General features: G+C 61.7%; 23 protein-coding genes. 19 read left to right on the plus strand and 4 right to left on the minus strand.

The annotated features are described in order from the left end of the window. Nucleotides 1–389: 389 nt before the first annotated feature. The 4 genes from crr to cysK all read right to left on the minus strand — a co-directional run bounded on the left by crr (nucleotide 390) and on the right by cysK (nucleotide 4,394). On the minus strand, nucleotides 390–899 hold the full coding sequence (gene crr / locus ACB028_RS04480) for a PTS glucose transporter subunit IIA (RefSeq protein WP_026456550.1): 510 nt from the start codon (nucleotides 897–899) through the stop codon (nucleotides 390–392). Nucleotides 900–942: 43 nt separating this feature from the next. Continuing rightward, nucleotides 943–2,670 carry a phosphoenolpyruvate-protein phosphotransferase PtsI gene (gene ptsI, locus ACB028_RS04485; protein WP_371143615.1) on the minus strand — a complete coding sequence of 576 codons (1,728 nt, stop codon included), beginning with the start codon at nucleotides 2,668–2,670 and terminating at the stop codon, nucleotides 943–945. Between the two features lie 44 nt (nucleotides 2,671–2,714). Next, the gene (locus ACB028_RS04490) at nucleotides 2,715–2,972 is read right to left on the minus strand and encodes an HPr family phosphocarrier protein (RefSeq protein ID WP_026457936.1); all 258 of its coding nucleotides are present in this window, start codon (nucleotides 2,970–2,972) and stop codon (nucleotides 2,715–2,717) included. A gap of 453 nt (nucleotides 2,973–3,425) precedes the next feature. Next, the gene (gene cysK / locus ACB028_RS04495) at nucleotides 3,426–4,394 is read right to left on the minus strand and encodes a cysteine synthase A (RefSeq protein WP_042027719.1); all 969 of its coding nucleotides are present in this window, start codon (nucleotides 4,392–4,394) and stop codon (nucleotides 3,426–3,428) included. A 167-nt stretch (nucleotides 4,395–4,561) separates the two neighbouring features. On the opposite strand from cysK, the gene ACB028_RS04500 reads away from it, so the two are divergent. From ACB028_RS04500 to kduI, 19 genes are all read left to right on the plus strand, one after another. Beyond that, the gene (locus ACB028_RS04500) at nucleotides 4,562–5,404 is read left to right on the plus strand and encodes an AAA family ATPase (protein ID WP_371143616.1); all 843 of its coding nucleotides are present in this window, start codon (nucleotides 4,562–4,564) and stop codon (nucleotides 5,402–5,404) included. After that, nucleotides 5,405–6,568 (plus strand): VWA domain-containing protein, encoded by a 1,164-nt coding sequence (locus ACB028_RS04505; protein WP_371143617.1) that lies wholly within the window; start codon nucleotides 5,405–5,407, stop codon nucleotides 6,566–6,568. 57 nt (nucleotides 6,569–6,625) lie between these two features. Next, on the plus strand, nucleotides 6,626–7,747 hold the full coding sequence (locus ACB028_RS04510) for a beta-ketoacyl-ACP synthase III (RefSeq protein WP_371143618.1): 1,122 nt from the start codon (nucleotides 6,626–6,628) through the stop codon (nucleotides 7,745–7,747). A gap of 48 nt (nucleotides 7,748–7,795) precedes the next feature. After that, nucleotides 7,796–9,241: an HD domain-containing phosphohydrolase gene (locus ACB028_RS04515; RefSeq protein ID WP_371143619.1), complete on the plus strand. Its 1,446-nt coding sequence runs from the start codon at nucleotides 7,796–7,798 to the stop codon at nucleotides 9,239–9,241. Between the two features lie 329 nt (nucleotides 9,242–9,570). Further along, nucleotides 9,571–11,139 carry an ExeA family protein gene (locus ACB028_RS04520; RefSeq protein ID WP_371143620.1) on the plus strand — a complete coding sequence of 523 codons (1,569 nt, stop codon included), beginning with the start codon at nucleotides 9,571–9,573 and terminating at the stop codon, nucleotides 11,137–11,139. Beyond that, the gene (exeB, locus tag ACB028_RS04525; protein WP_371143621.1) at nucleotides 11,139–11,813 is read left to right on the plus strand and encodes a GspB family T2SS assembly factor variant ExeB; all 675 of its coding nucleotides are present in this window, start codon (nucleotides 11,139–11,141) and stop codon (nucleotides 11,811–11,813) included. Before ACB028_RS04520 ends, exeB begins: the two co-directional genes overlap by 1 nt. Before the next feature lie 250 nt (nucleotides 11,814–12,063). After that, nucleotides 12,064–12,912, plus strand: a complete 849-nt coding sequence (gene exeC / locus ACB028_RS04530) for a GspC family type II secretion system variant ExeC (protein ID WP_371143622.1) — start codon at nucleotides 12,064–12,066, stop codon at nucleotides 12,910–12,912. Between the two features lie 22 nt (nucleotides 12,913–12,934). Next, nucleotides 12,935–14,965 carry a GspD family T2SS secretin variant ExeD gene (exeD, locus tag ACB028_RS04535; RefSeq protein WP_371143623.1) on the plus strand — a complete coding sequence of 677 codons (2,031 nt, stop codon included), beginning with the start codon at nucleotides 12,935–12,937 and terminating at the stop codon, nucleotides 14,963–14,965. Next, nucleotides 14,965–16,470, plus strand: coding sequence for a type II secretion system ATPase GspE (gene gspE, locus ACB028_RS04540; protein ID WP_042027734.1), 1,506 nt, complete (start codon nucleotides 14,965–14,967; stop codon nucleotides 16,468–16,470). Before exeD ends, gspE begins: the two co-directional genes overlap by 1 nt. A 1-nt stretch (nucleotide 16,471) precedes the next feature. Next, nucleotides 16,472–17,692, plus strand: a complete 1,221-nt coding sequence (gene exeF, locus ACB028_RS04545; protein ID WP_201940881.1) for a GspF family T2SS innner membrane protein variant ExeF — start codon at nucleotides 16,472–16,474, stop codon at nucleotides 17,690–17,692. Nucleotides 17,693–17,784: 92 nt separating this feature from the next. Further along, nucleotides 17,785–18,216 carry a GspG family T2SS major pseudopilin variant ExeG gene (gene exeG / locus ACB028_RS04550; protein WP_042073013.1) on the plus strand — a complete coding sequence of 144 codons (432 nt, stop codon included), beginning with the start codon at nucleotides 17,785–17,787 and terminating at the stop codon, nucleotides 18,214–18,216. Between the two features lie 4 nt (nucleotides 18,217–18,220). Continuing rightward, a complete protein-coding gene (gspH, locus tag ACB028_RS04555) occupies nucleotides 18,221–18,832 on the plus strand; it encodes a type II secretion system minor pseudopilin GspH (RefSeq protein ID WP_371143624.1) in 612 nt (203 codons plus the stop codon). Then, complete coding sequence (gene exeI, locus ACB028_RS04560) at nucleotides 18,829–19,188, plus strand: GspI family T2SS minor pseudopilin variant ExeI (protein WP_371143625.1); 360 nt, start codon at nucleotides 18,829–18,831, stop codon at nucleotides 19,186–19,188. Before gspH ends, exeI begins: the two co-directional genes overlap by 4 nt. Further along, nucleotides 19,188–19,946 (plus strand): type II secretion system minor pseudopilin GspJ, encoded by a 759-nt coding sequence (gspJ, locus tag ACB028_RS04565; RefSeq protein WP_371143776.1) that lies wholly within the window; start codon nucleotides 19,188–19,190, stop codon nucleotides 19,944–19,946. The genes exeI and gspJ overlap by 1 nt, the downstream gene beginning before the upstream one ends. Beyond that, nucleotides 19,936–20,937, plus strand: coding sequence for a GspK family T2SS minor pseudopilin variant ExeK (gene exeK, locus ACB028_RS04570; RefSeq protein WP_371143626.1), 1,002 nt, complete (start codon nucleotides 19,936–19,938; stop codon nucleotides 20,935–20,937). Before gspJ ends, exeK begins: the two co-directional genes overlap by 11 nt. A gap of 105 nt (nucleotides 20,938–21,042) precedes the next feature. Beyond that, nucleotides 21,043–22,227 carry a GspL family type II secretion system protein ExeL gene (gene exeL, locus ACB028_RS04575; protein WP_371143627.1) on the plus strand — a complete coding sequence of 395 codons (1,185 nt, stop codon included), beginning with the start codon at nucleotides 21,043–21,045 and terminating at the stop codon, nucleotides 22,225–22,227. Further along, nucleotides 22,224–22,715, plus strand: a complete 492-nt coding sequence (gene exeM, locus ACB028_RS04580) for a GspM family type II secretion system protein ExeM (protein ID WP_371143628.1) — start codon at nucleotides 22,224–22,226, stop codon at nucleotides 22,713–22,715. The genes exeL and exeM overlap by 4 nt, the downstream gene beginning before the upstream one ends. After that, on the plus strand, nucleotides 22,712–23,479 hold the full coding sequence (gene exeN, locus ACB028_RS04585; protein WP_371143629.1) for a GspN family type II secretion system protein ExeN: 768 nt from the start codon (nucleotides 22,712–22,714) through the stop codon (nucleotides 23,477–23,479). Before exeM ends, exeN begins: the two co-directional genes overlap by 4 nt. A gap of 399 nt (nucleotides 23,480–23,878) precedes the next feature. Continuing rightward, nucleotides 23,879–24,715, plus strand: a complete 837-nt coding sequence (gene kduI / locus ACB028_RS04590; RefSeq protein ID WP_216994003.1) for a 5-dehydro-4-deoxy-D-glucuronate isomerase — start codon at nucleotides 23,879–23,881, stop codon at nucleotides 24,713–24,715. The last annotated feature ends 73 nt before the right edge of the window (nucleotides 24,716–24,788 follow it).

Below are 24,788 nucleotides of genomic sequence, written 5' to 3' on the forward strand. Positions count from 1 at the left end.
GTGAGCGGCTTTTTTATGCCTGCTGCAGGCCACGACAAGGCCCCTTCCCTGTGTTCTGCACAAGAGGACAACCCATAGCTGCAATGAGCCAGCCAGATGCACTACCCCCTTGGTAGCCTTCTGCTCACCCTATCAGGGTGCCTACGCCTTCCACCCGCTTATGGATATGATGGCCGTTGCCAACCGTAGACCATAGGCCTCTGAGCGCTCACGCAAAACGTAGAGCAGTTATCAGTGCGACCTCCTGTTTCGCACTCATGACCTGGCTGATGAAATAACGCACTTCTCCTGTGCTGAAAGCAGCTTGCACCATAGAACAGCGGCCATAAAAAAACCGAAGCACAAGGCTTCGGTTTTTGCTGCAATGGCTGGCACAGGCCAGCGCTGCATTATTTCTTGATGCGGATAACCGGGGTCTCACCCACAACAACGGCACCAGTCATCTTCACCAGCTCTTTGATCTCGTCCATGTTGGAGATGACCACCGGAGTCAGGGTAGATTTGGCTTTCGCTTCCAGAACGGCCAGATCGAACTCGATGATGGTGTCACCACGCTTGACCTGTTGACCTTCCTGAGCGATACGGGTGAAGCCTTCACCTTTCAGCTCAACGGTGTCGATACCGAAGTGAACGAACAGCTCGATACCAGAGTCGGATTCCAGAGAGAACGCATGGTTGGTCTCGAAAATCTTGCCGATGGTACCGTCGCACGGAGCAACCATCTTGTTGCCAGCCGGCTTGATGGCGATGCCGTCACCCACGATCTTCTCGGCGAAGACAACATCGGGCACATCTTCGATCGGCACGATTTCGCCTGACAGCGGAGCAAAGATTTCGATGCCACCGGTATCAGAGCTATCGTCGGAAACCAGTTTCTTCAGTTTATCAAACAGACCCATAGTAAAGCTCCTAGAGATGATTTGTCGCTGTTTGCAGCCGATCTTAGCAGACTGCCTTCTGCTTAATAAAGTTATCTACACAGGCTTCGATTTCTGCGGCAGTGGCGAAGCTCAGTGCTTGGTCAGCCATTGCCTTCACATCTTCGAAGTTGGTGTTGCGGATAAGCTTCTTGATACGCGGTACAGAGATGGCGCTCATGGAGAACTCATCCAGACCCATACCCAGCAGCAGCAGGGTGGCACGCTCGTCACCAGCCAGTTCACCACACATACCGGTCCACTTGCCTTCGGCGTGGGACGCATCGATAACCATCTTGATCAGGGTCAGGACGGAGGGTGACAGCGGGTTGTACATGGCGGAGATCATCTCGTTACCACGGTCGACAGCCAGGGTGTACTGGGTCAGGTCGTTGGTACCGATACTGAAGAAATCCACTTCCTTGGCCAGATGATGAGCCATGACGGCAGCAGCCGGGGTCTCGATCATGATACCCACTTCGATGGCTTCATCAAAGGCTTTGCCTTCGGCACGCAGTTCGGCCTTCAGCGTCTCTACGGTAGCTTTGAGGCTACGGAACTCTTCGACGGAGATGATCATCGGGAACATGATGCGCAGTTTGCCGAAGGCAGACGCACGCAGAATGGCCCGCAGCTGGGCGTTCATGATGTCGGCGCGATCGAAGAAGATACGCACGGCACGCCAGCCCAGGAAGGGGTTCATCTCTTTCGGGAAATTCATGTACGGCAGTTCTTTGTCGCCGCCGATGTCCATGGTACGCACGATGATCGGCTGATCCGGCATCGCTTCGGCCACTTCTTTGTAGGCTTTGAACTGCTCGTCTTCGGTCGGCAGCGCATCGCGATCCATGAACAGGAACTCGGTACGGTACAGACCCACGCCTTCGGCGCCATTACGGATGGCACCCTCGGTATCCTTCACGGTACCGATGTTGGCGCACACTTCGACCTGGTGACCATCCAGCGTGATGGCAGGCAGATCCTTGAGCTTGGCCAGCTCGTCCTTCTCGGCCTGGAACTGGGCCTGGATCTCTTTGAACTTGGCCAGTTGCTCGGCGGTCGGGTTGATCACGATCTGGTTGTTGATCGCATCCAGCACCAGCACGTCACCATTCTTGACGCGCTCGGTGATGTCGTTGGTACCCACGATGGCCGGCAGCTCCAGGGAGCGGGCCATGATGGAGGTGTGGGAGGTACGGCCACCGATGTCGGTGACGAAGCCCAGCACGTACTTCAGGTTGATTTGAGCGGTTTCGGACGGGGTCAGGTCTTTGGCGACCAGGATAACCTCTTCGTCGATGGTGCTCAGGTTGACAACGGCGATGCCCAGTACGTTCTTGACCAGACGGGTGCCGATGTCACGGAAATCGGTGGCGCGCTCACGCAGGTAGGGGTCGTCCAGCTCGGCCATCATCTTGGCGTACTGTTCGATAACCTCGTAAATCGCCTTGTCGGCGGAAGCCTTGTTGTCTTTGATGAAGGATTTGATATCCCCTTCCAGCTCCTCATCTTCGAGCAGCATGATGTGACCTTCGAAGATGGCCTCTTTTTCCTCACCGAAGGTACGACCGGCCATCTCTTTGATGGCTTCCAGCTGGGCAGCTGACTTGGTGCGAGCTTCGAGGAAACGGTTGATCTCGGCATCAATCTGATCGGCGGAAATCTTGCCTTGACTGATAACGATCTCATCTTCTTTCAGAAGAAGCGCCTTACCGAATGCGATACCGGGGGACGCAAGAATGCCAGATATCATAATCCTTCCTATTAAAACGACTGTGGGGGAGGAATAAAGCTGGATTACTCCAGCTCGTCCATCAGGGCAACCAGCTTCTCAACGGCTTGCTGAGCATCCGGACCTTCGGCCTGGATGGTCACGTTGGTGCCTTTGGTCAGGCCCAAGGTCTGCAGCTTGAACAGGCTCTTGGCGCTGGCGGACTTGCCACCGGAGACCACAGTGATCTCGCTTTGGAATTCTTTGGCTTCTTTCACGAACTGAGCTGCCGGACGGGTGTGCAGGCCGTTTTCAGCAGTAATAACAACAGACTTCTCGTACATGGTTTCACCCCATATTATTGATATTTTTTGATGGATTGAGCGTTTATCAAACGATTCGCCCCACCGTGTCAGTATGGATATGTTGTAAAGTAACGAAAGCAGACCCGCAATGGTTTAATCCAGGTCAAGTTTCTGTGCAGTAATCGGTTTGTTGGCCGGTGTTTTTCCGTTATCCGGCTGAAAGCCGCATCAGGACTGGCCTGAAATTAATTTATAACGAAAAATAACACTTTGTTACTTTGTGATACCTAGCCATCAAAAACCGCGTGACGCCGCACAGGATATGAGATTTATCACAGAATGTCTGCTTTTTTTGTCGCGGCAACGCTTGTTATTTTACCCCAAAAAATAAGGGTCGAGTGACGCTCCCTCGCGTCACGGCCAAGTGCAGAGTCTAGTCCATAACAAAACGGCGCTCCGAGGAGCGCCGTTGTTTTGAAAAGATCCGTACATTTACTGCTGCAGTTCCTGCTCGGTGAACACCCCGGCAAACAGGGCGCTGGAGAGGTAACGCTCCGCCGCGCTCGGCAGGATGACAACGATGGTCTTGCCTTCAAACTCCGGCAGCTCGGCCAGACGGCTGGCTGCGACCACGGCGGCGCCCGAGCTTATCCCGGCCAGGATGCCCTCCTCTTCCATCAAACGGCGCGCCATCTCGATGGCCTCGTCGCTGGTCACCTGCTCGACACGGTCCAGCAGGGTCAGGTCCAGGTTGCCCGGGATGAAGCCGGCGCCGATCCCCTGGATCTTGTGGGGGCCCGGTTTGATCTCTTCACCCGCCAGTTTCTGGCTGATGACAGGAGATTCGGCCGGCTCGACGGCCACGGAGACCACGGCCTTGCCTTTGGTCTGTTTCAGATAGCGGGAAACACCCGTGATGGTACCGCCGGTGCCGACGCCGGCCACGAACACGTCCACCTCACCATCGGTGGCGTCCCAGATCTCGGGGCCAGTGGTTTTTTCATGGATTTCCGGGTTGGCCGGGTTTTCGAATTGCTGCAACAGGACATATTTGCCCGGCTCGGATTCGAGGATCTCGTTGGCCTTGGCGATGGCACCCTTCATGCCGAGCGGCCCCTCGGTCAGTACCAGGTTGGCTCCCAGGGCCTTGAGCAGCTTGCGACGCTCCAGGCTCATGGTGGCCGGCATGGTCAGGGTGATGGGATAGCCACGAGCTGCGGCCACGAAGGCCAGAGCAATACCCGTGTTGCCGCTGGTGGGCTCGATGATCTCCTTGCCCTTGGTCAGCACGCCGCGCTTCTCGGCATCCCAGATGAGATTGGCGCCGATCCGGCACTTGACGCTGAAGCTCGGGTTGCGACTCTCGATCTTGGCCAGCACGCGGCCCTTGGTAACACGGTTGAGACGAACCAGCGGGGTGTTGCCTATGGTCTGGCTGTTGTCCTCGAAAATTTTGCTCATGGTGCTATCCCTGTGTTTGTTAAGGCGATGAAACAAGATTACCCTGTGGTTTCTGAATGAGAAGTGACGAATCGTTATAACAATATGTTATTACAACATATAGAGCTTATTCTCTCACTGAGTCCCGCCATCACCACGGGCCTCCCCTCGTCAAAGGATCGGACGCTATGGGATTTTCAGGAAGCAGCCACTATCTTGCCTCTGATGCACTGAGCATGGCGGTCAATGCCGCCATCGTGCTGGAGAAGCCGCTGCTCATCAAAGGCGAGCCGGGCACCGGCAAGACGGTGCTGGCCGAGGCGGTCGCCGACCATCTGGGCACTGAACTTATCGCCTGGCATATCAAGTCCACCACCAAGGCCCAGCAGGGGCTCTACGAATACGATGCGGTGGCCAGGCTGCGGGACTCCCAGCTCGGCGACCCCAGGGTGGGGGAGATAGGCCACTACATCCGCCGCGGCAAGCTGTGGCAGGCCTTTACCGCCGACCAGAGGCCCGTGCTGCTCATTGACGAGATCGACAAGGCGGACATCGAGTTTCCCAACGATCTGCTGCTGGAGCTGGACCGGATGGAGTTCGACGTCTACGAGACCGGCGAGCGCGTCAGAGCCCGCCAGCGCCCCGTGGTCATCATCACCTCCAACAACGAAAAAGAGCTGCCGGATGCCTTCCTGCGCCGCTGCTTCTTTCACTACATCCGCTTCCCCGACAAGGCCGAGATGCAGGCTATCGTCAGGCTGCACTATCCGAAGTTGAAAGATGCATTGCTGGAGGAGGCCATGGCGCTCTTCTTCGAGCTGCGGGATGTGGAAGGACTGCGCAAGAAACCCTCCACCTCGGAGCTGCTGGACTGGATCCGGCTGCTCTTGGCCGACGATATCGCCCCGGAGGAAATGCGCACCCGCGAGCCCGGCAAGCTGGTGCCCGCCCTCTATGGCGCCCTGCTCAAGACAGAGCAGGATCTGCATCTCTTTGAGAAGCTCGCCTTTTTGGCCCGCCGTGGTAGCTAGATGCTGATCGATTTTTTTACCCACCTGCGCCGCCACAAGCTTCCCTGCAGCCTGCGTGAACTGCTTGACCTGCACGCCGCCCTGGGGGCTCGCCTGGCCAGCGTCGACATGGATGACTTCTATTTGCTTGCCCGCACCCTGCTGGTGAAAGACGAGGCCCATTTCGATCGCTTCGATCGCGCCTTCGCCGAATACTACGACGGCCTGCAGGCCACCCCCCTGTTGCCCGAAGCGCTACCCGACGACTGGCTGCGCAAGGAGTTCGAACGGCTGCTGAGCCCCGAGGAGAAGGCGTTGCTCAAGTCCCTCGGCGGACTCGACCAGCTGCTGGAGACCCTAAACCAGCGCCTGGCGGAGCAAAAAGAGCGTCACGCCGGCGGCAACAAGTGGGTCGGCACCGGCGGCAGCAGCCCGTTTGGCCACGGCGGTTTTCACCCCGAAGGGATCCGCATGGGGGGAGAGGGACAGCACAGCCGGGCGGTCAAGGTGTGGGAGGCGCGTCACTATCGCAACTTCAGCGACGACTCGCCTTTGAGCCAGCGGGCCATCCAGCTGGCCCTGCGCAAACTCAGGCGCTGGGTGCGCCAGGGCAGCCCCGACGAGCTGGATCTCGACGACACCATCCAGAGCACGGCCAGGCAAGGCTGGCTCGATGTGAAGCTGCGCCCCGAGCGCCACAACGGGGTCAAGCTCTTGGTCTTTTTCGACGTGGGGGGCTCCATGGATGCCCACGTGGCCGAGGTGCAGCGGCTCTTTTCCGCCCTGCGCCACGAGTTCAAGCACCTGGAGTACTTCTACTTTCACAACTGTCTCTACGACTTTGTCTGGCGAGACAACGCCCGCAGGCACGAGGAGCGCTTCGACACCCTGCGGCTGCTGCGCACCTACGGCAGCGACTACCGGGTGATCCTGGTGGGAGATGCCACCATGGGCCCCTACGAGATCACCTGGCCCGGCGGCAGTGTCGAACAGTGGAACGAGGAGCCCGGCCAGGTGTGGCTCGCCCGGCTGCAGCAGCACTTCCCCAAGCTGGTGTGGATCAACCCCACACCGCGCCGGGAGTGGCTCTGGCACCCCTCCATCAAGCTGATGAACGAATTGATCGGCGGGCGCATGCACCCGTTGACCCTGGCCGGTCTCACTCAAGCTATTGACCAGCTGTAATGAACCTCTCTACCCGAACGGACAACAAGCCGGGAGTGCACCCGGCGAGGAGCAAAGATGACCCCTATCGTGATCAGTGGCTCAGGCCTCTATACCCCACCCTTTGCCGTCAGCAATGAAGAGCTGGTGGCCGCCTTCAACCAGTATGTGGATCTCTACAACGAGGAGAATGCCTCCGCCATCGATGCGGGCCAGCTGCCGGCCAGGCAGCATTCAAGCTGCGAATTCATCGAGAAGGCCTCCGGCATCAAGAGCCGTTATCTGGTGAGCAAGGAAGGTGTGCTGGATCCCGACATTATGCAGCCATTGATGGCGGAGCGCCCCGATGACAAGCCCTCCATCATGGTGGAGATGGCGGTGGCTGCCGCCGAGCAGGCGCTGATCGCCGCCGGTCGCGAGCCGGGGGAGATAGATCTGGTGATAGTGGCTGCTTCCAATATGCCGCGCCCCTATCCGGCGCTTGCCATCGAGCTGCAACACTATCTGGGGGCGAGCGGCATGGCCTTTGACATGAACGTGGCCTGCTCCTCCGCCACCTTCGGCATCAAGACGGCGGCGGACATGCTGGCGGCAGGCACAGCCAAACTGGCGCTGGTGGTCAACCCGGAGATCTGCTCGGGCCACCTCAACTTTCGCGACAGAGACAGCCATTTTATCTTCGGCGACGCCTGCACCGCCGTGCTGCTGGAACGGGAGACCGATTGCAAGGTGGCCAACCCCTGGCAACTGGTGGCCAGCAAGCTGATGACCCAGTACTCCAACAACATCCGCAACAACTTCGGCTTCTTGAACCGGCTCAGCCCACGCACCCGCTACGGCGATGACAAGCTGTTTCGCCAGCAGGGGCGCAAGGTGTTCAAGGAGGTGCTGCCCATGGTGTGCGACCTGATCGCCGACCAGCTGGACGAGCAGGGTTGGAGGGCGGATGCCTTGAACCGGCTCTGGCTTCATCAGGCCAACCTCGCCATGAACCAGTTCATCGCCCGCAAGCTGCTGGGGCACGATGCCAGCCAGCAGGAGGCCCCGGTGATCCTCGACAGTTACGGCAATACCAGCTCTGCGGGTTCCATTATCGCGTTCCATCTGTACAATCGCGACCTTCCTTCGGGGGCCTGCGGCGTGCTTTGCTCATTCGGAGCCGGTTATTCCATCGGCAGCCTGCTGCTGCGGCGCCTGTAAAAAGGGGCCTGGCCCCTCATAACAATCATCCGTTGTTTGGGCGACATTATGCAGAAGATCACGGGGCGCTGTGCCCTTCACTACGGCGTGACACTGTCACTCTTTTGTCTCTACGGGCTGCAGGTCTGCCCGTTCCTCGAGAGCCTGACCCTGCCCCAGCTGGTCATGCCCACCCTGGTGGCCTTCACCTTCATGTTCGTCATGCGCAGCTGGCTGCTGCCACGCAGCCGCCTCACCGCCCGGGGGCTGGGCGGTTTCGGGCTCGAGGTCGGCTTCTTCCTGCTGGGCGCCCTGATGATCTCCACCTACAACGCCCTGGTGCACACCTTCCCGCTGGAGAGTCATCTCAAGATCCTGCTGGGCATGACGACCCTGGGCTTTCTGGTGGCGGCGGACCTGACCCTGGCCCGGGACTGGCTCAGTGCCAAACAGCGGGAACAGCAGGGCTCCTTTGCTCTGAGCCATCCGCTGGCGATGCCGGTTTCGCGCAAGCTCTCCCTGTTTGCCCTGGCGACCCTGACCCTGCTGGGAGCCGTCTTCTTCCTGCTGTTCAACAAGGATCTGGAGTGGCTGATCACGGTCGGGGATACCTTGCCGCACCTCGCAGCCCAGCACTACATACTGCTGGAAATAGCCTTCGTGATGGCGGTGACTTTCGGCTATCTCTCTCTGATCATTCACGGCTATGGCCGCAACCTCTCCCTGACCCTGATGCACCAGACCCGCACCATGGCCAGGGTGCAGTGCGGCGATCTCAACGCCCGGGTGCCGGTTATCCGGGATGATGAGTTCGGCCTGATTGCCGCCAGCACCAATCAGATGATCGGGGAGCTGAAAGCGCGCCATGACGAGCTGCACCTGACCCGGGACGTGGCCATCCTGGGGCTCGCCTCCCTGGCGGAGACCCGGGATAACGAGACCGGCGCCCACATCATCCGTACCCAGCACTACGTCAAGGTGCTGGCCGAATACCTGAGCCGTCACGAACGGGCCCGCTACCCGCTGGACGACGCCACCATCGATCTGCTGTTCAAGTCGGCCCCCCTGCACGACGTTGGCAAGGTGGGCATTCCCGATGCCATCCTGCTCAAGCCGGGCAAGCTGACTGACGAGGAGTTCGCCATCATGAAGCGCCACCCCCAGATAGGTGCCGATGCCCTGGCGAGCGCCGAGGCCCAGCTCGGCTCCAACTCCTTCCTGCACCTGGCGCGGGAAATTGCCCTCACCCATCACGAGAAGTGGGATGGCAGCGGTTATCCGAGCGGCCTTGTCAGCGAGGCGATCCCCCTCTCCGGCCGGCTGATGGCAGTGGCGGATGTCTACGACGCCCTCATCTCGAAGCGGGTCTACAAGCCCGCCTTCAGCCATGAGGAGGCGAAGGCGATCATAGTCCGGGGCCGCGGCAGCCATTTCGATCCGGCCATCGTCGATGCCTTCCTCGCCTGTGAGGCAAATTTCCAGCAGATTGCCGCCCGCTTTCAGGACAGTCACTGACAAACGGGCCGTCAACATGGCGGCCCTCCCCTCAAGCGTCATTCCCCTTTCGCAGCCGCCATAATCCCCTTCATTCACTACGGTTGATGGCCCTCAGAGGCGCGCTAACGTTTTCCTTCCTCACACACAACCAGCTGATAAATATATTATTTTTAAAAAATGTGTCATTTTTTGGCCATTTGGTCCCGAGAATTATGGAACCTGGATCACAAGGCGATATAAAAGTGACGATATGGGGCCAAAGGAGCCAATCATGACTGCCAATCAAAGCCAGGTTTGTTATCATCCCTGAATCTTTATCACCTGCCGCCGGTCACAAAAGAATACCCATGTACACACAGTTCTTCGGCCTCTCGGAACCTCCGTTCTCCATTTCCCCCAATCCAAAGTACCTCTATATGAGTGAACGCCACGGCGAAGCCCTGGCTCACCTCACCTACGGATTGCAGGATGGGGGCGGCTTCGTGCTGCTGACCGGCGAGGTGGGTACCGGCAAGACCACAGTCTCCCGCTGCCTGTTGCAACAGCTGCCGGAGGAGACCGAGATCGCCTACATCCTCAACCCTTCCCTGACCGAACGGGATCTGCTGGCCGCCATCTGCGACGAGTTCCAGCTTGCCTATGGGGAGGAGGCCGGGATCAAGGCGTTGTTCGACCTCATTCGCGATCACCTGCTGGCCAACCTGGCGGCGGGCAAACGCAGCGTGGTACTGGTGGACGAGGCGCAGCACCTACTGCCCGGTGTGCTGGAGCAACTACGCCTGCTGACCAACCTCGAAACCGACGACAAGAAGCTGTTGCAGGTGGTGTTGATAGGCCAGCCGGAGCTGCAGCAGATGCTGCGTCAGCCCCTGCTGCGCCAGCTGGCCCAGCGCATCACCGCCCGTTACCACCTGTTGCCGCTCTCCGCCACTGACGTGGATGCCTACGTCAGGTTCCGCCTGCAGGTGGCCGGTTGCGTGCAGCCCATCTTTACCCCGGGTGCGATCCAGACCCTGCATCGCCTCTCCGGCGGCGTGCCCCGCCTCATCAACCTCATCTGCGATCGCGCCCTGATCGCCGCCTTCGCCCGCGCCAGCTATAAGGTCGCCCCTGCCGACATCAGCCAGGCGGCCTTCGAGGTGACCGGCGTGCGGGACGAAGGGAGCTGGCTCTCGGGGCTGACCGTGACCCTGGCCGGCGCCCTGCTGGTGGCTGCCGGCTGGTGGGGCTGGCAATTTTTCGGCATTTTTCCCGAGCGCCCCGTGGTCAAGGTCGAGGTGCCGGTCACCATAGACGAGACCGCCGAGCAGCAGGAGCAGCTGACCGAGGCGATCAACCAGGCGCTCGATCCCGACGGCGCTATGCAGAATCTCTACCGGGTATGGGGATATGAACCCGAACTGGACGACGCCACCTGTGCCAATGCCCCCCGTGCCGGCCTGCGCTGCCAGGAGGGGGAAGCAAGCCTCGAGGAGCTGCGCGCCCTGCAGCACCCCGCCATGATCACCCTGACCGACGAGACCGGCGGGATCTACTACGCCACCCTGGTGACCCTGGGTCCCAAGCAGGCCAGCCTGATGATCGGCGATCAGAGCTGGGAAGTAGAGCGCCAATGGCTCCAGGATAACTGGGGCGGCAGCTACACCCTCTTGTGGCGCATGCCCAAGGGTGGCGTGGGCCTCATCAGCAGCAACGCCGGCCAATCCCAGCTCCAGTGGCTCGACAATGCCCTGAGCCGCGCCCTGCAACAACCGGAACGCAAGGTGCGCCGCTTCGATGGCGAGCTCAAGCAAAAACTGCAGCAGTTCCAGCGGGATCAGGGGCTGACCCCGGACGGCATCGCCGGCAGCAATACCCTGCTGCGTCTCAACGCCCTCTCCGGCGAGCCCATGCCCAGACTGGAGGAGGCTTCCTGATGTCTACCCTGCTCAAGGCGCTGCGCCGTGCCGAACAACCGGCCATCCCGGCCCATATCCCCGCCATGGGGCTGCCGCTACCCCGGGAGGAGGAGCGTCACCCTCGCCGCATCGGCTGGCTGCTCGCACCGCTGGCCCTGCTGCTGGGCGCCGGCGCCAACTATGGCTGGCACCTGCTGCACAATCGCCCCATCGAGGAGAAGGTCGAGGTAAAGGAGGTGGTCAGGCCCCCCTTCATGCGAGTCGAGCCCAAGGCGATGATCACCCGCCCACTGCCGCCTCCCCTGCCTGAACCCGTGGTGCAGCCACCCAGGGCGGTGGCTAAAAATGGCAACCCGGCCCCGAGTCTGGCCGAACAGTTGCTGCGCGCCCTCAATGAGACACCGCTGCAGGAACCCCGGGCCAGCGGGCCAGCGGTCGCCCCGAGCCAGCTGATGAGCCTGAATGCGGCGCCGCCTGCGGTGCGCCAGCAGGTGCCGCCGCTGATGTACGGCTCCCATGTCTTCTCCTCCAACCCGGCCAAACGCACCGTGCTGCTCAATGGCCGTGAATACCGGGAGGGAAGTGACCTGGCGCCCGGCGTGCGCCTCGCCGCCATCGCGCAGGAGTACATAGTGCTGGATGTGGGCGGACAGAGCGTCACCCTCAAGGCACTGCAGGACTGGCATGGTTAGCAGGGTGATGAAGCAAACCGTTCACCCCGGGTCGCGGGTCTGTGATATGAATAGGTTGCCAAACGGGTCATACCTGACAACCCCTGACGCCTGGCGCACAAGTGGCGCCGTGTCTCATTGCGACGAAATGATTAAATACTCACCTGTATGCATACGCCTGTTGTGTCAGGCAAACGGGCCGTTCACAATACGCAACCACACCGGAACCTGGAAGTGATTGATTAATATGACGCTACGATTCAGGGACGACATGTTTACCAGGCTGTGGGCCCAGTGCCGACGCCTCCCCATGACCAGGATTGCCCAGCTGGTATTCTTGGTGCTGCTGCTCATGCTGGCCCAGCAGAGTGCCAGCCTGACCTGGCGTCTGTTCACCCTGGCAAGCCCCCAGCAGAGCGAACCCTGGCAACCGGCCATGGTCGCCACTACCACCCCGGGCAGCCCGCGCATCGAGCTCGATGACATCAGCCGGCTGGCCCTCTTTGGCAAGCCCCTGCCCAGGGCGCAGGACAACACTGCCGTGGCCGCCAATGCCCCCCGCACCCAACTCAATGCCCAGCTCAACGGCGTGCTGGCTAGCTCGGATCCGGCCAGATCGATCGCCATCATCGCCATCTCCGGGCGCCAGAACTCCTACGGTGTCGGGGATATGATCGACGGCACCCAGGCCAAGATCCGCCAGATTTTTGCCGATCGGGTCATCATCGCCCACAACGGCCGTGACGAGACCCTGATGCTGGACGGGGAAGAGTACGGCAAGCCGCTGCCGACCCCGGAGAAACCGGGCAGCACCCTCACCGACCTGCGCCAGGAGCTGATGGCCAACCCGGGCAAGATCACCGATTACCTCAATGTTTCACCGGTGCAGGTGGATGGCCGGATGACGGGCTATCGCCTCAATCCGGGCAGCAATCCGGCCCTCTTCAACCAGAGCGGACTGCAGGCCAATGATCTGGCCATCGCCATCAACGGACTGGATTTACGGGACAACATGCAAGCCATGCAGGCGATGCAACAGATGGCTGGCGCCACGGAAATGACGGTAACCATAGAGCGTCAGGGCGAACAGCTCGACGTCTATGTGAGCCTGGCAGAATAATGATTTTGGAGTCGTACCAAGAATGAGCACTAAAGGGAAAGGCTGGCGTCTGGCTACCATGGCCGCGGCACTGATGATGGCAGGCAGTGCCTGGGCCACCGAATACGCGGCCAGTTTCAAGAACGTCGAAATCGAAGAGTTCATCAACACGGTGAGCAAGAACCTCAACCGGACCGTCATCATAGAGCCGTCGGTGCGGGGCAAAATCAACGTGCGCAGCTATGACCTGCTCAACGAGGATCAGTACTACCAGTTCTTCCTGAGCGTGCTCGACGTCTACGGCTTTGCCGTGGTCCCCATGGACAACGGCGTGCTCAAGGTGCTGCGCTCGCGGGATGCCAAAACCTCCGCCATTCCGGTGGTGGATGGCAGCAACCCGGGCTCCGGCGACGAGATGGTGACCCGGGTGGTACCGGTGCGCAACGTCTCGGTGCGCGAACTCGCCCCCCTGTTGCGCCAGCTCAACGACAACGCCGGCGGTGGCAACGTGGTCCATTACGACCCGTCCAACGTGCTGCTCATCACCGGCCGCGCCGCCGTGGTCAATCGCCTGGTGGAGGTGGTCAACCGGGTTGACCGCGCCGGGGATCAGGAAGTCGACATCATCAAGCTGAAATACGCCTCCGCCGGCGAAATGGTGCGCCTGGTGACCAACCTCAACAAGGATGGCAACCCACAGGGAAGCACCGCCAGCCTGCTGCTGAGCCCCAAGGTGGTGGCCGACGAGCGCACCAACTCGGTGGTGGTCAGCGGCGAACCCAAGGCGCGCGCCCGCATCATCCAGATGGTGCGCCAGCTTGATCGGGATCTCCAGAGCCAGGGCAACACCCGGGTCTTCTACCTCAAATATGGCAAGGCCAAGGATATGGTCGAGGTGCTCAAGGGGGTCAGCTCCAGCATCGAGGCCGACAAGAAGGGGGGCACGACGGCCACCACGGGGGGCGCCAGCATCGGCGGTGGCAAGCTTGCCATCTCCGCCGACGAGACCACCAATGCCCTGGTCATCACCGCCCAGCCTGACGTGATGGCGGAGCTCGAGCAGGTGATCGCCAAGCTCGATATCCGCCGTGCCCAGGTGCTGGTCGAAGCCATCATCGTCGAGATGGCCGATGGTGACGGCCTCGATCTCGGTGTGCAGTGGAACCACGCCGACTACGGTACGGTGCAGTTCCCCGGCACCAACGTGCCGATCACTAGCAAGGTAGCTGCCGACAAGGCGCTTGATCTGGGTAAACCAGAGCTCAGCGCTGCGCTAATGAAGAACATCACAGGTATGGCTGCCGGTTTCTACCATGGCGACTGGAGCATGCTGGCCACAGCAATAGCCTCCAATACCAAGAACGATATCCTCTCCACCCCGAGCATAGTCACCATGGACAACAAGGAGGCGTCGTTCAACGTGGGTCAGGAGGTGCCGGTCCAGACCGGTTCGCAAAGCTCCACCTCGGGTGACAACATCTTCAACACCATAGAGCGCAAGACGGTGGGCACCAAGCTGGTGGTCACTCCCCAGATCAACGAGGGGGACTCGGTGCTGCTCAGCATAGAGCAGGAGGTCTCCAGCGTGGCAACCAAACCAGCCGAAGGCACTTCCACCTTGGGTCCCACATTCGATACCCGTACCGTGAAAAACGCCGTGCTGGTGAAAAGCGGTGAGACAGTGGTGCTGGGCGGCCTGATGGACGAAAAAACCAGTGAGAGCGTCTCGAAAGTGCCCCTGCTGGGAGATATCCCTGTACTGGGCTACCTGTTCCGTTCCACCTCCAGCTCAACCTCCAAGCGCAACCTGATGGTCTTTATCCGGCCAACCATACTGCGTGATGCCAATGTCTACTCCGGCATCTCCAACAACAAGTACTCCCTGTTCCGCGCCGAGCAGCTGGAAGCCGCCGCTCAGGATGCCTACCTCACCTCGCCCAAGCGCCAGGTGCTGCCGGAATACGGTCAGGATGTGATGGTCTCCCCCGAGGTGAAAAAGCAGCTCCAGCAGATGCAGCTTCGCCAGCAAAGCACGGTCGAGAGCACCACTCCCTTTGTGCAGAGCAAGCCCTGATGAGCGCCTACCAGCTGGACGACAGCGAACTGCCGCCGCCACTGCCCGAGCTGCCCTTTGCGTTTGCCCGCAACTTCGGGGTGATCCTGACCGAGCGTGATGGCGCCCCCTTGCTGCTGTGCCGTCAGGGGGTCACGCCGCAGGCCCTGCTCGAAGTGCGCCGGGTCGCCGGCGTCCCCTTCGCGGTGGAGATGCTCGATGGCGACGCCTTCGAAGAGCTGCTGATGGCCCACTACCAGCGCGACTCCTCCGAGGCGCGCCAGCTGATGGAAGATCTCGGCAACGAGATGGACTTTTTCACCCTCGCCGAAGAGCTGCCCCAGAGCGAGGATCTGCTGGATGCCGATGACGATGCACCCATCATCCGCCTCATCAACGCCATGCTGAGCGAAGCGATCAAAGAGGAGGCATCGGACATCCATATCGAGACCTTCGAGCGCGCCCTGGTCATTCGTTTTCGCATCGATGGGGTGCTGCGGGAGATCCTGCGCCCCCATCGCAAGCTCGCCTCCTTGCTGGTATCGCGCATCAAGGTGATGTCGCGCATGGACATCGCCGAGAAGCGGGTGCCCCAGGATGGCCGTATTTCTCTGCGCATTGGCGGGCGCGCCGTCGACGTGCGGGTCTCCACCATGCCGTCAAGCTATGGCGAACGAGTGGTATTGCGTCTGCTCGACAAAAACACCATCCGCCTCGAGCTCAAGCAGCTCGGCATGACCCAGCGCAACCGCACCATCATCAGCGAACTCATCAGAAAGCCCCACGGCATCATCCTGGTGACCGGCCCAACCGGCTCGGGCAAGTCCACCACCCTGTATGCGGCGCTCTCCGAGATCAACTCGCGGGATCGCAACATCCTCACGGTGGAAGACCCCATCGAATATGATCTGGAAGGGGTCGGCCAGACCCAGGTCAACAGCAAGGTGGACATGACCTTCGCCCGCGGCCTGCGCGCCATATTGCGTCAGGATCCGGACGTGGTGATGGTGGGGGAAATCCGCGACCTCGAGACCGCCCAGATCGCGGTGCAGGCGTCCCTGACCGGTCACCTGGTGATGTCGACCCTGCACACCAACACCGCCATCGGCGCCATCACCCGGATGCGGGACATGGGGATCGAGCCCTTCCTGCTCTCTTCATCCTTGCTGGCGGTGCTGGCACAGCGCCTGGTGCGCACCCTCTGCCCGGATTGTCGCGCACCGCGCCCGGTCACCGAGCAGGAGCGCCTCGCCATGGGTATCGAACTGACCGCCGATCAGCAGATCTGGCATCCGGTGGGCTGCGAGCAGTGCAACCACACCGGCTACCGCGGCCGTACCGGCATCCACGAGCTGGTGGTGGTGGACGAGGCGGTGCGCGAGGCGATTCACGGCGCCAGTGGCGAGATGGCCATCGAGCGCCTCATCCGCGATAACACCCCCAGCATCCGCCGCGACGGCATCGACAAGGTGCTCAAGGGGCAGACCAGCCTGGAAGAGGTGCTGCGCGTGACCCGGGAAGATTGAGATGGCGGCATTCGAATACAAGGCACTCGACAACCGGGGACGCAGCAAGAGCGGCGTGCTGGAGGGGGATTCCGCCCGCCAGGTGCGCCAGCTGCTGCGTGAGCAGGGACTCACCCCGCTGGAGGTGAACGAGACCACCGAGAAGGCAAAACGGGAAGCAACCCGCTTCGCCCTGTTTCGCCGCGGGGCCAGCACCGCCGAGCTGGCCCTCATCACCCGCCAGCTGGCAACCCTGGTGGGCGCCGGCCTCACCATCGAAGAGGCCCTCAAGGCGGTCGCCGAACAGTGCGAGAAGGCCCATCTGCGCAGCCTGGTGGCGACGGTGCGCAGCAAGGTGGTGGAGGGGTATTCGCTGGCCGACTCCCTGGGGGCCTTCCCCCATGTGTTCGATCAGCTGTTTCGCTCCATGGTGGCGGCCGGCGAGAAGTCCGGTCACCTTGAGAAGGTGCTCAACCGCCTGGCCGACTATACCGAGCAGCGCCAGCACATGCGCACCAAACTGCTGCAGGCGATGATCTACCCCATCGTCCTCACCTGCGTGGCCATCGGTGTCATCTCCATTCTGCTCACCGCCGTGGTCCCCAAGGTGGTGGCCCAGTTCGAGCACATGGGCCAGCAGCTGCCCGGCACCACCCGTTTTCTTATCGGTACCAGCGAGTTGATGCAGGCCTATGGCCTCTGGTTCTTGCTGCTGTTGTTTGTCGGCAGCCTGGTCTGGCGCTGGTGGCTCACCGACGACAAGCGTCGCCGCCGCTGGCATCAGATCATCTTGCGCCTGCCGGTGATAGGCCGGGTCAGCCGCGGCCTCAACACCGCCCGTTTCGCCCGCACCTTAAGCATCCTCAACGCCAGCGCCGTACCGCTGCTGGAAGGGATGCGGATCTCCGGTGAAGTGCTCTCCAACGACTTTGCCCGGATGCGGATCGGCGAGGCCACCGAGCGGGTGCGCGAGGGGACCAGCCTGCGCAAGTCGCTGGCGGAAACCAGGATTTTCCCGCCCATGATGCTGCACATGATCGCCTCCGGCGAGCAGAGCGGCGAGCTCGACGGCATGCTGGAGCGGGCGGCGGACAACCAGGATCGGGAGTTCGAGTCCCAGGTCAACATCGCCCTCGGGGTGTTCGAACCCATGCTGGTGGTCTCCATGGCCGGGGTGGTGCTGTTTATCGTGATGTCGATCCTGCAGCCGATCCTCGAGCTCAACAATATGGTGAATTTATAAGGTTCCGGCGTTCGGCGGGCCCCAGTCGGCCAGTCGAACCCATTAAGCAATCTCTGATGGGTCAGCCCATCTCATTCGTTACGGAGCAACTCATGAATAAACGTCGTCAATCCGGTTTTACCCTGCTGGAAGTCATGGTGGTCATCGTGATCCTCGGGATCCTGGCCAGCCTGGTGGTGCCCAACCTGATGGGCAACAAGGAGAAGGCCGACCAGCAGAAGGCGGTCTCCGACATAGTCGCGCTGGAAAATGCCCTCGACATGTACAAGCTGGACAACAACCGCTACCCGACCACAGAGCAGGGGCTGGAAGCCCTGGTCACCCAGCCGACCGTCGATCCGGCGCCGCGCAGCTACCGCGAGGGTGGCTACATCAAGCGCCTGCCGCAGGATCCCTGGGGCAATCCGTATCAGCTGCTGAGCCCGGGCCAGTTTGGCAAGCTCGACATCTTCACCATGGGACCGGATGGCGAAGCCGGCAGCGATGACGACATCGGCAACTGGAACCTGAAGGACTTCCAGTAAGTGAATGCGTGCCCCTGCATCCTGCTTCGCCCTGCCCGCTGAGGTCTGCGTGAGAGTCAGTCCGGCCCTTCGTCGCCAATCCGGCTTTACCCTGCTGGAGGTCTTGCTGGTCGCCATGCTGATGGGGCTGGTGGCCACCGCCGTCACCCTCAGCATGGGGGGCGCTCGGGGCGACAGGGAGCTCGACCAGCAGGCACGCCGCCTGATGGCGACCCTGCAGCTGGCACAGGAGTATGCGGTAATGGAGGGGCGCCTGGTGGGTCTTCGCATCGAGGAGAATGGCTGGCAGTACATGCAGCGCGCCGCCCGGGATCGCAAATGGCAACCGATCGCCGATGACAGACAGCTCGGCCAGGTCGAGCTGCCAGAGAACATGACGCTGGGCCTTGAGCTCGGCGGCTTTGGCTGGCAGCCCGATCCCGACGAGGAGCGCGAGCAGAAACGGGACGAGAAAGAGCGCACGCCCCAGCTGCTCATCTTCCCGGGAGGCGAACTCACGTCGTTTACCCTCACCTTCACCCAGCAGGATGACGATGCCCGCTACATCCGCATCGTCAAGGGGGACGAGTTCGGTCGCCTGACCCTGCTGACCGGTGATGAGGAGCAGCCAGAATGAAGGCGCGCGGCATGACACTGCTGGAGGTGATGGTCGCGCTGGCGGTATTCGCCATCGCGGGCCTGGCGGTGATGAAGACAGCCAGCGAGCACCTCTCGGCCCTCAACTACCTGGAAGAGAAGACGCTGGCCACCTGGGTGGCGGAGAACCAGCTGGTACAGCAAAAGCTCGAGAAGAAGTGGCCCGGCGACAGCTGGGTGGAGGGAGAGGAGCAGCTGGCCGGACAGACCTGGTACTGGCGCTATCGCGGCGTCGCCACCAGCGACAACAACTTCAAGGCGCTGGATATGGAAGTGCGCACCGAGGCGAAATCAGCGAGCCCGGTCGCCATGCTGCGGACCTATATCAACCGATGATGCGCCACCCCCCCCGTCACGCCGGCTTTACCCTGCTTGAGATGCTGGTGGCCATCGCCATCTTCGCCACCTTGAGCCTTGGCGCCTATCAGGTGCTGCAGGGGGTACTCACCAGTGACGAGGTGGCCAAGCGCAAGGAGGTCAGGCTCTACGAGTTGCAACTCGCCTTCACCCTGCTGGAGCGGGATGTCACCCAGATGGTGCCCAGAAGCGGCCGCATCGAGGGCGAAAGCAACAAGGTATTGCTGGCGGCGTCGCGCTTCGGCCAACAGAGCGATGACTGGGGCATGGCGTTTATGCGCAGCGGCTGGCTCAACCCGGATGGCATGCTGCCCCGCTCCCAGCTGCAGCGGGTCGGCTGGCGCCTCAAGGATCAGACCCTGGAGCGGCTGAGTTATCTCTACCCGGATCCGGTGATCGGCAGCGAGCCGCGCATCCAGCCGGTGCTCAAGGGGGTCACGGCCCTGCGCCTCTACTTCTACGATCAGGGGCGTTGGCGAGAGGAGTGGACCCAGCGCAGCGTGCTGCCTTACGGGCTCGCGGTCGAGCTGGATCTGGAGGATTACGGCACCATTCGCCGCCAGTTCCTCATCGGCGCCGGCGGCCAGCGCTACGAAGAGAACAGCCAGAGCCAGGACAACCCGGATAGCAACAACGGGAACAACACCAACAACGGCGGCACCGATCAGGGTGGCACAGACAACAATGGCGGAAGCGTGAATGACAACCAGAGTGGAGTCACTCCCAATGAGGGGTAGTGCCCGCCTGGACCGCCAGGGGGGCATGGCCCTGCTGGTGGTGCTGCTGATCCTCTCCGTGATGGTGATCGTCGCCAGCAACATGAGCGGCCGCCTGCAGCTGGAGCTGCGCCGCACCGCCAACCTCACCGCGGGCAAGCAGGCCTGGTGGTATGCCATGTCGGCGGAGGCACTGGTGAGCAAGGTGCTGACCCAGGATTTCAAGGATGACCCCGAGGTGGTGAGCCTGGGGCAGAACTGGGCCCGCAAGGAGTCGGTGTTCCCGCTGGAGAATGGCAAGCTGCGTGGCGAGGTGACCGACCTGCAATCCTGCTTCAACCTCAACAGCCTGGCCGTGGCGAGTGCCGCGGGGGCGGGCGAGGAGCTGGAACAGCAGCCCTATCCGGTGCAGGTGTTTCGCGAACTGCTGAGCCAGCTGGGGATGGAGGATTACGAAGCGACCCAGCTTACCGATGCCGTGCGCGACTGGGTCGACAAGGATACTGTGCTGGTCTCGAGCCTGGGGGCCGAGGACGCCTATTACGAAGGGCTCAAGCCTCCCTATCTGACCGCCAACCAGTGGATGCTGGGCAAGGATGAGCTGAGGGCGGTGCGCGGGGTCACGGCCAGGGTCTATGCCAAACTGGCCCCCTATGTCTGCGCCCTACCAAGCAGCAAGCTGAAGATCAATATCAACACGCTGGATCCGGAGCAGCCGGCCCTGCTGGTGGCACTCTACCGGGGCAAGATAGGGCCGGACGATGCCAAACGGCTGCTGACCGAGCGCCCAAAGAAGGGGTGGAAAGAGATCAAGCTGATGACGGATCGCATGGGCGTCCCCCTTGAGAGCATCAAGGGGCTCAAGGAGGCCCTGGTGGTCAAGAGCGACTTTTTTGCCGCCCGCGTGGTCGCCGAGACGGGGGACACCCGCGCCTGGCTGGAGACCCTGTTCCAGCGCGGCAAGGACAACAAACTGGTGGTGCTGCGCCGTTTGAACGGCACCGCCGAATGAGGGAAGCCGAAGCAAGCCTTCGGCACCCGACCGATTTTGGATGCAGCCGGCAGGCTGCGCACCGGCGACCCACTCGGGTGCGCCGGCATCGCAGGAGAGAGATGCGTGAGCGAGAGTCTGGTCATCCGTCTGGGGACCAATAAACAACAACCGGTGGCCTGGCTGGTCTGGTCTGCCCAGGAGCAGGAGATCATCGCCTCCGGCCAGCTCCCCTCGGCCGACGCGCTGAACGAGCTGCAGGAACGGGCCGGTGGCCGTCCCGTGGTCACTCTGGTGCCGGGCAGCGATCTGCTGTTTCGGCGCGTCACCCTGCCCGGCCGTTACAGCCGCCAGTCGGCGGCGGCCCTCCCCTACCTGCTGGAGGAGCAGATCGCCTCCGATGTGGAGGATCTTCACCTGGTAGTGCTGGCCCACGATGGCCCCAACGTGGATCTGATGGCGGTGGATCGCCAGAAGATGACCGAGTGGCTCGGCTGGCTCGAGGCCGCCGGGCTCAAGAGCCTGCAACTGCTACCGGATGTGCTGGCCCTGCCCCCCGCAAGCGACGGCTGGTCGGCTCTGCAACTGGAGCAAGAGTGGCTGATCCGTCAGGGCCCCTGGCAGGGGATCGTCACCGACGAGGCCCTGCTGGCCCTGCTGCTGGCGGCCGAGGCCGAGCCGGTCATCATCCACAGCCATACGTCGCCCCCCGCCATGACGAGTGCCAACTGGCAGGCCGCCGAGCCCGAGCTGCCCATGTTGCTACTGGCCAGGGGGGCGCTCGCCTGTCGCGCCAACCTGCTCACCGGACCCTACCGTCCCCAGACCGAATATGCCCGCTACTGGCAGCAGTGGCGCAAGGTGGCTATCACTGCCACCCTGCTGTTGCTGGTGGCCCTGGTCCAGCGTGGCGCGCAGCTCTATCAGCTGGAACAGCAGGACAAGGCGCTCAAGGGAGAGATCCGCCAGGTCTACACCCGCATCTTCCCCGGGGAGAACCGCATTGTGAACGTGCGCAGCCAGATGGCCCAGCACCTCAAGCAACTGGGACAGGCCCCGCAAAACGGCATCCTGCTGATGCTGACCGAACTGGCCCCCACCTTCGCCGAGATCCCCGGTCTCAAGCCCCAGGTGTTGCGCTTTGATGCCAACCGCAGCGAGCTGCGCCTGCAGGTCAGCGCTCCCGGTTATGGCGAGATAGAGCGCTTTCGCGAGCTGGCTGGCAAGCGCTTCGAGGTGCAGCAGGGCGAGGTACGCAGCGGCGAGGGCAAGGTAGAGGGCGCACTGGTGCTCAAGGACAAATCATCATGATGGCAAAACTGCATGGGTGGTGGCACGGCATCACCGCCCGGGAACAGCGGCTGGTGGCAGCAGGCGGCATACTGCTGCTGATCGGGCTCTGCTACTGGAGCGTCTGGCATCCCCTCAACAACCGTATCGCGGAGCGGGAGCGCCAGGTACAAAACCAGCAGCAAACCCTGGCCTGGCTCAAGGAGAAGGGGGCCGAGGTGATCGCTATGCGCGGCAACCAGGTGGTGCCGACTGATACCGGTGGCACCCTGGAAGGGACGGTCAACCGCACCGCCTTCAACCACAAGATCAAGATTGCCCGCCTGCAACCCCAGGGCAGCGAACTGCAGGTGTGGATCGATACGGTCCAGTTCGATGATCTGCTGCTATGGCTAGCCACCCTGGTGGAGCAGCACGGCATCCAGATCCAGGTCATCGAGATCGCCCGCGAAGACCTGGCCCCGGGCCTGGTCAAGGTCAGACGTTTGCAACTGAGTCGTCCCCAATGAAACAGCGAATCCTGACTGCCACCCTGTTTCTGGTGGCCTATCTCATCTTCCTGCTGGCCACCCTGCCGGCAGCCCTGGTGGCCCGTTATCTGCCGCAGCCTGCCCAGATGGCCAACCTGCTCAAGCTGGAGGGGGTCAGCGGCACCCTCTGGAGTGGCCAGATAGCCCGATTGCAATACGCCAGCGAATCGGTCAGCCAGCTGCGCTGGGAGCTCAATGGCTGGTCTTTGCTGCGCTTCGCCCCCGAGGTGTCGGTGCGTTTTGGCGATCGCCACGGCCTCAATGGCCAGGGGGTGATCGGCTGGCAGGGCAGCCTGTTTGCCCGCGATCTCACCCTCAACGCCCCGGCTCCCTGGCTGCTGGCCCGCCTCCCGCTGCGCCCGCCCTTCCCGCTCACCGTGGCCGGCCAGCTGCAACTCAAGATCGACCAGTTTGCCCAGGGGGCTCCCTGGTGCGACAACCTCTACGGCAACCTCGACTGGTATGACGCCATTGCCGATACCCCGGCCGGCAAGCTGACGCTGGCCGACCCCGAGGTAAAACTCACCTGCCTCGACTCCAGGGTAGTGGCCGAACTCAAGCAGGATTCCAATGCGGTAGAGACCCAGGGTCGCCTGGAGCTGCAGGCCAACGGCCAGTACCTGTTCCAGGGCAGCCTGAAGCCGGGGCCGGATCTGCCCGCCCAGATGCAGCAGGGACTCCCCTTCCTCGGCCAGCCCGACAGTCAGGGGCGCTTCCCCCTGCGCTATCAGGGACGGATCTGAGCCCCTCCTCTTAACCAGCGGCCCCGGCACCCTGTGCCGGGGCCGCTATCGTTTCAGCCTGGCGACCTTGCTTCTGAGCCAAGGCCGCCGGCAGGCTTAACCCCGTCAAGACTGTCCCTGGATGACCCGGCCCCAGTGCGTCGCGCAAGCTGCTGACAAGGCACATAACACTGATTTCACCACCCTAGCATTCCGCTCCTTCCCCCTGAACATCCGTCGCCCGATGCTTCGCTTTGCCTGTCTGCCGGTTCGAATAAAAACGACCACCTCACAAATATAAAACATCGTTTTGTTTTTGTGTTGATGGCATTTCTTTTTGTTGGTATCGTGTTTTCAACAAAGAGAATTCCCAGATACGTTGTCATTTATGCCGCCAAGGCCCTGAAATTGAGGTTCATTATGCAAACTCGTCAAAGCATCCATAGCGACCATGCCAAGCAACTGGATACCCAGGGCCTGCGCCGTGAGTTTCTGGTGGAAGAGATCTTCACCCCGGATCAGCTGACCATGACTTACAGCCACATCGACCGCATCGTGTTCGGCGGTCTCATGCCGGTCGATGCCCCGCTGACCTTCTCTGACGAGCTGGGCAAGGCGTTTGGCGTCACCTACTTCCTCGAACGGCGCGAGCTTGGCCTCATCAACATCGGCGGCCCGGGAGTGGTGATCGTGGATGGCACCACCTACGAGGTAGGCAATGCAGAAGCCCTCTACGTTGGCCAGGGCGCACGGGAACTGAGCTTTGCCAGCGTCAGCGCCGCCCAGCCGGCCAAGTTCTATTACAACAGCGCCCCCGCCCACACCCACTACCCGACCCGCAAGGTCACCCAGGCCCAGGCCTCTCCGGCGACCCTGGGCGATGCCTCCACCAGCAACCGTCGCACCATCTACAAGTATCTGGTACCGGACGTGCTACCGACCTGCCAACTGGTGATGGGCATGACTCAACTGGAAGAGGGCAGCCTGTGGAACACCATGCCCTGCCACACCCACGAGCGCCGCATGGAGGTCTACTTCTACTTCAACATGAAGGAAGACGCCGCCGTCTTCCACATGATGGGCAAGCCGGACGAAACCCGTCACCTGCTGGTGCACAACGAACAGGCCGTCATCTCCCCGAGCTGGTCCATTCACGCTGGCGTCGGCACCCAGGCCTACACCTTCATCTGGGGCATGGTGGGCGAGAACCAGGTGTTCGGTGACATGGACCATGTCGCGGTCCGCGACCTGCGCTGATCAAAACAATGAATGGTGGGCGGCCAGGGTGGCCGCTTCGCCGTGGCAAGACACTCCACCGTCCCGTGGTTTA

The sequence above is a fragment of the Aeromonas sp. S9(2024) genome (assembly GCF_041403185.1).
Classification (GTDB): Bacteria; Pseudomonadota; Gammaproteobacteria; order Enterobacterales; family Aeromonadaceae; genus Aeromonas; species Aeromonas enteropelogenes.

Bases quoted from the DNA above. Each gene is read 5' to 3' on its own strand.
- exeG (WP_042073013.1), top strand. From the start codon at position 17,785: ATGAATAAACGTCGTCAATCCGGTTTTACCCTGCTGGAAGTCATGGTG.
- ACB028_RS04490 (WP_026457936.1), bottom strand. From the start codon at position 2,972: ATGTACGAGAAGTCTGTTGTTATTACTGCTGAAAACGGCCTGCACACC.
- ACB028_RS04520 (WP_371143620.1), top strand. From the start codon at position 9,571: ATGTACACACAGTTCTTCGGCCTCTCGGAACCTCCGTTCTCCATTTCC.
- crr (WP_026456550.1), bottom strand. From the start codon at position 899: ATGGGTCTGTTTGATAAACTGAAGAAACTGGTTTCCGACGATAGCTCT.
- exeD (WP_371143623.1), top strand. From the start codon at position 12,935: ATGAGCACTAAAGGGAAAGGCTGGCGTCTGGCTACCATGGCCGCGGCA.
- gspE (WP_042027734.1), top strand. From the start codon at position 14,965: ATGAGCGCCTACCAGCTGGACGACAGCGAACTGCCGCCGCCACTGCCC.
- ACB028_RS04500 (WP_371143616.1), top strand. From the start codon at position 4,562: ATGGGATTTTCAGGAAGCAGCCACTATCTTGCCTCTGATGCACTGAGC.
- exeF (WP_201940881.1), top strand. From the start codon at position 16,472: ATGGCGGCATTCGAATACAAGGCACTCGACAACCGGGGACGCAGCAAG.
- exeI (WP_371143625.1), top strand. From the start codon at position 18,829: ATGAAGGCGCGCGGCATGACACTGCTGGAGGTGATGGTCGCGCTGGCG.
- ACB028_RS04515 (WP_371143619.1), top strand. From the start codon at position 7,796: ATGCAGAAGATCACGGGGCGCTGTGCCCTTCACTACGGCGTGACACTG.
- exeM (WP_371143628.1), top strand. From the start codon at position 22,224: ATGATGGCAAAACTGCATGGGTGGTGGCACGGCATCACCGCCCGGGAA.
- kduI (WP_216994003.1), top strand. From the start codon at position 23,879: ATGCAAACTCGTCAAAGCATCCATAGCGACCATGCCAAGCAACTGGAT.
- exeB (WP_371143621.1), top strand. From the start codon at position 11,139: ATGTCTACCCTGCTCAAGGCGCTGCGCCGTGCCGAACAACCGGCCATC.
- exeC (WP_371143622.1), top strand. From the start codon at position 12,064: ATGTTTACCAGGCTGTGGGCCCAGTGCCGACGCCTCCCCATGACCAGG.
- exeN (WP_371143629.1), top strand. From the start codon at position 22,712: ATGAAACAGCGAATCCTGACTGCCACCCTGTTTCTGGTGGCCTATCTC.
- ACB028_RS04505 (WP_371143617.1), top strand. From the start codon at position 5,405: ATGCTGATCGATTTTTTTACCCACCTGCGCCGCCACAAGCTTCCCTGC.
- gspJ (WP_371143776.1), top strand. From the start codon at position 19,188: ATGCGCCACCCCCCCCGTCACGCCGGCTTTACCCTGCTTGAGATGCTG.
- ACB028_RS04510 (WP_371143618.1), top strand. From the start codon at position 6,626: ATGACCCCTATCGTGATCAGTGGCTCAGGCCTCTATACCCCACCCTTT.
- ptsI (WP_371143615.1), bottom strand. From the start codon at position 2,670: ATGATATCTGGCATTCTTGCGTCCCCCGGTATCGCATTCGGTAAGGCG.
- exeK (WP_371143626.1), top strand. From the start codon at position 19,936: ATGAGGGGTAGTGCCCGCCTGGACCGCCAGGGGGGCATGGCCCTGCTG.
- cysK (WP_042027719.1), bottom strand. From the start codon at position 4,394: ATGAGCAAAATTTTCGAGGACAACAGCCAGACCATAGGCAACACCCCG.
- gspH (WP_371143624.1), top strand. From the start codon at position 18,221: ATGCGTGCCCCTGCATCCTGCTTCGCCCTGCCCGCTGAGGTCTGCGTG.